The organism is Modestobacter marinus, from assembly GCF_019799945.1.
GTDB classification, from domain to species: domain Bacteria; phylum Actinomycetota; class Actinomycetes; order Mycobacteriales; family Geodermatophilaceae; genus Modestobacter; species Modestobacter marinus_B.
Genome location: NZ_JABGCH010000080.1, coordinates 1 through 2,641, shown reverse-complemented (window position 1 = coordinate 2,641; position 2,641 = coordinate 1). Strand labels below are relative to the sequence as shown.

General features: G+C 33.7%; 1 protein-coding gene. It reads right to left on the bottom strand.

The genetic code is table 11. The annotated features are described in order from the left end of the window. Positions 1–2,444: 2,444 nt before the first annotated feature. Positions 2,445–2,641 (bottom strand): hypothetical protein (locus HK417_RS24115; protein ID WP_222273166.1); only part of this gene is annotated, 197 nt, incomplete at its 5' end.

Genomic DNA, 2,641 nt, shown 5'->3' with positions numbered 1-2,641 from the left:
CATTCTAAGTTCCTCGAGGTGGTTCCACAACCGATAGGTGAGTAAAGCAGCGCTATAGAAAAATCCAGTCTTAGGCATCACAACATCTCTTCAGCCTAAAACGATCACTATATAGCCCATTTCACTTCCATCTAAACCAATACTGCTTTCCAAACAATCCATAAAATAAATACATACATCCATCCTTTAATCACATTTCATCACTTTTCAATTTATTTCTCCATTTTCCATACCTCAAAAGCCAATACTGTCCAAGTCCAGATTCTTATCATGAGTGCAAGACTTTCAATGAACATGACAATGCTTTTCATATCAATAATCATCATCTAATAATAAAATTATAATACACAAGCATTTCACTTCAATTCGTAAATACTATACCCATCCTGATACCCCACACAAAAGTATGATGCATGTCTTAAGCTTACTAAGGTCACTTAGAGTCTTCTATATGAAGTGCATGTGAATCCCTTTAGATCTACTAATGAGCTCTGATACCAAATTAATTGTAACGACCCGACCCTGATTATAACGATAATATGGCCAATATCACGAATAATCTAAGATCAGATCGAAACAATTAGAATAATAACAAAACCTTAATATATCATAAAAGATCTGTGCCAATGCCATACTATACATGTACAACCCTTATCGCTCAAAACTGCACTAAACAAGCCAACAACCCTGGCTTATAGGATTAAACAATCAAAATCATTATCTTTACATCAGTACAGGTCATATGATACAAGAGAATGTGCATCAGCAACATTCTTTCTAAACCCTAACTGTGTGCCTTCAATTCCATGCAACTATTGTCCTTCCTGTTTACCTGTGGGGGTTGCATAAAGCAGGGGTGAGCTACGACTAGCCCAGTAGGTAAACATACTATCTTAATTTAACCATTGCTAATATGCATATCAAACCACTTCACAAACCATATTCAAAACACAGCGTGATGCAAGAGAATAATCTCCACAGATCATGCACAATATAAAAGATCGTTCAAGCATCTTATGATATGCATCATGTATGAAATGGATCATTTCTACAAACCCGGGCTGGTTAGACTACTAACCATTAGGTGCGTATAACAGTACTATAGACAGCATCAGTAAAGGATTTCAACATCTCTCCGACCTAATACTGATCTGAAAATAGTCCTCATACGACCACCTAGGCAGATACTGCATCCACATGTAGTTCTTTTTTATTACCTCAGATCTCAAGATCTTTCATTTCACAACTTCCACTTCATTTCACAACTTTCATTTCATTTCAAATATCTTTTGCCAGTACTGCCGGTCTGTGTTCACATGAGTGCACCTTTTCAACCATATGCAATGCAGTACAATCATATTCTCATATCATTCCACAATTCCAGCATTGCAATTCATTTATAATTTCACATTACCAATCATATCTTTCATGCGCAACCAACCACATATCATGCACTCATACTGGCATTATAGTTATAAAAAGAAAGGTATGAATCCTCCTACCTGGAGCGAAGCACACGCAAAAAGTGTAAACGCAGTTTATGGTTTCCACAAGCTCAAAAGCAATCACCTAACCTTCATATTTAAGCATGATTAACATATAACCAATATATAATAATAAAAGAAAGAAAATGAAGTAAAAATAGCATTTTTGGAAAATCCGCACTATGCCTATTTATATCCATAAATATAAAGGCTTTAATAATTTATAATAATTATAAACTAATTAAATATTTAAAAACTAGAGTTCATAAGCTTTTCGGGGACACCAAGATCACTCAAAACGGAGTTCAAATGAAAAAGATATAGCCGTTTGAAGTTTAGGGTGCAACGGGGTTAAAATGAGATCATCCACATGGGATGATTTTTGTATCATCTTCCCAAAACAACCGAACGGCCATTGACGCTAATTGAAGGTTTTGCAATTTTTGACACCAACTCCAAATGTCACCAAATTCACATATGTTTAAATTAAAGTATATACTAACAACTTTAATAAAGACACTTTGTCTAATTTCAAATATTCATGCCTCAATTTGCATGTCAAAGTTTTATGGGTAAAAATCACAATTTTCATTTACATAAATTCAAATCTCTATCAAAACTCAAAAGTACGCAATCTTAACCGTACAGTTTGTTAATCTCACTTCATAGACAACATATTAAGTTTCAATTTGTAAATCCAACGGTTGGTTTTGAAGAATCATAAGGTTTTAGGCCTAAAAATCAAAATGTTCACAAAACTCAAATTAAGCCCAATTTCTTAGAAATTTCAACTATGAATCAAGCCTACACATCGCAGATAACGTCTATGACCTTTTCTATCAACGATTCATCAATTCTACAACAATTTCACAATATTTGGGTTTAAAACCCAAAAGAGAATATATAGAAAATTATGTAGAAAACACAAAATAAACACCAAAAACTTATCTCTGATCAACGTTAATGGAACGTAGACGAAATTCCATTCAAGATCCCCCTTTTTCTCTTCTCTTTCCCTTTCCCTTTCTCTTCCTCTCTTTTTTCCTCTCTTCTTTCCCTTTTCTTTCTTCTGCCGACTCTTTGCTCATTGAAGGAAGAAAAGATAAGTTCTTTTGAATTATCATATATTATTATAATAATTTTTTTTTTCTTTTTTT